Origin of the sequence: Colwellia sp. Bg11-28, from assembly GCF_002836245.1 — a bacterium.
Lineage (GTDB): Bacteria > Pseudomonadota > Gammaproteobacteria > Enterobacterales > Alteromonadaceae > Colwellia > Colwellia psychrerythraea_A.
The window spans coordinates 1-3524 of the sequence record NZ_PJBA01000007.1 but is presented as its reverse complement, the minus strand read 5'-3'; the positions used below and the strand labels follow the sequence as shown (position 1 = coordinate 3524).

The 3524-nt window shown below is 36.3% G+C and carries 2 protein-coding genes, 1 tRNA gene and 1 rRNA gene; 3 read left to right on the top strand and 1 reads right to left on the bottom strand.

Annotated features, from left to right (window positions below; translation table 11 throughout):
* The first annotated feature begins 90 nt into the window (after positions 1-90).
* Positions 91-205: ribosomal RNA gene (gene rrf, locus CXF79_RS16020) — 5S ribosomal RNA — on the top strand.
* Between the two features lie 136 nt (positions 206-341).
* Positions 342-426 (top strand) — tRNA-Tyr (locus tag CXF79_RS16015).
* A 16-nt stretch (positions 427-442) separates the two neighbouring features.
* On the opposite strand, the gene CXF79_RS16010 is transcribed toward CXF79_RS16015, so the two are convergent.
* Positions 443-2026 (bottom strand): response regulator, encoded by a 1584-nt coding sequence (locus CXF79_RS16010; protein ID WP_232769218.1) that lies wholly within the window; start codon positions 2024-2026, stop codon positions 443-445.
* 116 nt (positions 2027-2142) lie between these two features.
* Between CXF79_RS16010 and CXF79_RS16005 the strand changes: the two genes are divergently transcribed.
* The gene (locus tag CXF79_RS16005) at positions 2143-3393 is read left to right on the top strand and encodes a DEAD/DEAH box helicase (RefSeq protein ID WP_041736510.1); all 1251 of its coding nucleotides are present in this window, start codon (positions 2143-2145) and stop codon (positions 3391-3393) included.
* Positions 3394-3524 lie beyond the last annotated feature (131 nt).

The following is a 3524-nucleotide window of genomic DNA, read 5'->3' as shown; positions in this document are numbered from 1 at the left end:
ATTCGATAGAGTCGGGCTTTTTGCTGAAGTTTTTATTTATTAAATTACTTATCAAAATATTGTAAGTAACATAATAAATAAAAGTTTTTGTCTAGCGACAATAGCGCTGTGGTCCCACCTGATCCCTTTCCGAACTCAGAAGTGAAACGCAGTTGCGCCGATGGTAGTGTGGGAGTTCCCATGTGAGAGTAGGACATTGCTAGACTCCTATTAAAGTTTGATAGTGAACCGCATAGCGCCGATGGTAGCGTGACTTATGTCGCAGCAAAGCCCATGTAAGAGCGTAGCAGGACATTGTTAAACTCCTAATTTCATCAACTAGTGTGATGTAATGGCCCCGTGGAGGGGTTCCCGAGTGGCCAAAGGGATCAGACTGTAAATCTGACGGCTCAGCCTTCGGTGGTTCGAATCCACCTCCCTCCACCATATTCTTATAGAATGATTAAATACCAGCAATTAGCTGGTATTTTTTTTGCATTTTTTTCAGTCTTTCCAGCTCATTGTTACTTAAATCTAATCGAGTTAGTTCCATTAATAAGATCTTAGCTTTATGTAAATCTTCCTCTGATTGTTTGTCTTGGTCGTATGACACTAACAAAACCTGCATTAGATTTAATTTTATACCTATATGTTTTGGAAACATTGCAGAAGCATCTTGTAGTTTGAGAGTTGCCTCCCGATATTTCTTTTGAGTATATAGAGTTAAACCAAGCTCAATATCCGCCTGAGCCTTATCTTTTATATTAAAACTTTGTCTATTCATTTCATTCGATGACTGATAAATAGCTGACTCTTCCCTAGCGGCGAGTATTTTGCTGGCAAGATCATCTCTTTTCAATTTCTTTAATGTCAGTGATATATCAATTAATTTACTATTTTCAATATTGCTATGTTCGCTATGAAGTAATCTTTCTCCTCTAACAATTTCGTCATTCGCAAGTTGTCGTTCTTTTGTTATTTCTAATAAACATGCACCAAGTAAATGAGACTGGACTCTTATATCACTTTCGTTGAAGTCTCTTGCCATTTGCTTTAAATAGGAGAAGGCTTTGTTATTTATTTTCTTTGCATCGACTAATGGTAGTGAGGGTAAGTGCTCAATCAATGCTTGCACGTACTTTATTGCGTTATCAGCACAATGATGAATTGAATTCTGCGCTAGGTTATAAGTTTGCTCATAGGCTGCAGTGGCTTTATCAAAATGCTCGTTATGAATACAAAGGTGGGCATATTTTTTTAAACGCGTTAAAGAACGTGGTGATAAAAGCAGAGCTTGCTCTAATATTTCTTCAGCAAGTATATAATGGAATTGTTCTTCATAAGTTATTGCCAGCCAATCATAACTTGATAAATAAAGCGGGCAGTCCCTTATTAAAAGCTTAAATAACTTTTCCGCTTGATTTAACTTCTTTTCATGTAAAGCAACTTTACCCAAACCAATAGTAGCCCATTGACAATTTGAAGTATTTTGATGGGCCAAATAAATCGCTTTGGCTTCATCAAATTTTTTTAATTCAAAATATTGTCTTGCTATAATACCTAAGCATTCAGTTTTATACGGTGTGTTTATTGATAAAGCATGTTTACAACGTTTGATAACAAGCTCTGGGTCATCTGTATCGAGAGCTTGATATATAGCTGCCATTGCCATTTTTTTATGCAAACAAAAGTTTAAACGTTTTTCTAATTCACTTAATGTATAGGGCTTACATAAATAGTGATCTGGTTTGTGTTCAAGCGCAGCTAATACCATGGATTGTGATACTTCTGCAGTAATTAAAATGACGATACAATGACGATTTATATAACCATTGACCCTTAACTCTTCGAGGATCTGTTGGCCATTCTTTTGATTCTCCCCTAGGTCATAACCCAAGAAAATCACATCATAATGTCTTTGCTGGCAAATTGAAGCAACATCTTGTGCATAATGAGTGCTATCTACTTGTTTCGACGTTAAGCGCATAACAAATTGTTTGAGGATTTCTTGCGATGGTTTGATATTGTCAACAATCAAGAATCGCATATTTTGATAATTGTACTTAGCCATAACATCCTTAATATGAAATACGCTAATAACTGGGATAGTCATATACGACTTCTGCTACAATTAACCAACTTAAAAATATATTGGCTAAACGAATGACCTTTTCTTCCTTTTCTTTGGACTCAACATTGCTTAAAGCAATAACCGAATCTGCTTATGATGAACCAACAGAAATACAAAAGCAAAGTATCCCTCTTATTCTAGCTAAACATGATGTTATGGCAAGAGCTCAAACAGGTACAGGGAAAACAGCTGCTTTTGCACTGCCAATACTTCAACAATTAATATCAGTTCAACCTTGTAAACCAGAACTAAGAGCATTGGTGCTAACTCCAACGAGAGAACTTGCTCAGCAAGTGCATAAAAGCTTTTGTCATTACGGGCAATTTACTGATGTTACAATTGGTATTGCGTACGGCGGCGTTAGTACAAAAAAACAAATTAGTGAATTGAAAGTGGGTGTTGATATATTAATTGCAACGCCAGGAAGATTATTAGATCTGCTTAGAACTGAATCTGTCAGCCTATCCAACATAGAAACATTAGTTTTCGATGAAGCAGATCGTATGTTAGATATGGGTTTTAAAGAAGAAATAGATCAGATTACTCAATATCTACCAAAAACAAAGCAAACACTGCTCTTCTCAGCTACATTCGCGGATGATATTTACAAAATGAGTAAAAACATTTTAGTTGAACCTAAAATGGTTGAGATTGACGAGAAAAACAAAGCTGCTGATGATGTAGAGCAACTTGTCTATGGTGTTGATGCTGATCGCAAACGAGAACTAACTTCGTTTTTAATTGGATCAAGAAATTGGAAACAAGTTTTAGTGTTTACTCGAACTAAGCAGTGCGCAGATGACCTAGCAAAAGAAATGACTAAAGATGGTGTTAAATCATTAGCTATTCATGGCGATAAATCTCAAGGCGCACGTGAAAAAGCATTACATGAGTTTAAGGAAGGAAAAGTTCGCGCACTAATAGCAACCGACGTTGCTGCGCGTGGTATCGATATAAAAGGTTTATCACATGTGATTAACTATGAACTTCCTTATAACGCAGAGGATTATGTTCATCGTATAGGGCGTACTGCAAGAGCGGGTAATTCAGGATTAGCTGTTTCTCTGGTCAGTCCTGGAGAAGAATGGTTACTAACAGCTATAGAAGAATTACTTGATATCCAGCTATTACAACAATGGTTACCAGGTTATGAGTTAGATTTGACGAAAATTGCTAATTCAAATAAAAGACCAATAAATAAAAAGAATGCACGCAAGGATGCACTATCCGCAGGTGATAAGTCTAAAGGGCACAGACCTAATACTAGAAATAGAAGACGATAGAGCATAGTGAAAACATCAGGCAGGTTCATTTATGTACTACTATGTTATGCATAGTAAGCGAATAGCGGGATTTATCATCGAACAAACAAAAAGGTTAAATAAGACCTTGTACTTAAGCTAACTCTCTCTAT

What these genes read in the sequence shown, in the direction of transcription:
- CXF79_RS16010 (WP_232769218.1), bottom strand. Translation starts at nt 2,026, where the DNA reads ATGCGATTCTTGATTGTTGACAATATCAAACCATCGCAAGAAATCCTC.
- CXF79_RS16005 (WP_041736510.1), top strand. Translation starts at nt 2,143, where the DNA reads ATGACCTTTTCTTCCTTTTCTTTGGACTCAACATTGCTTAAAGCAATA.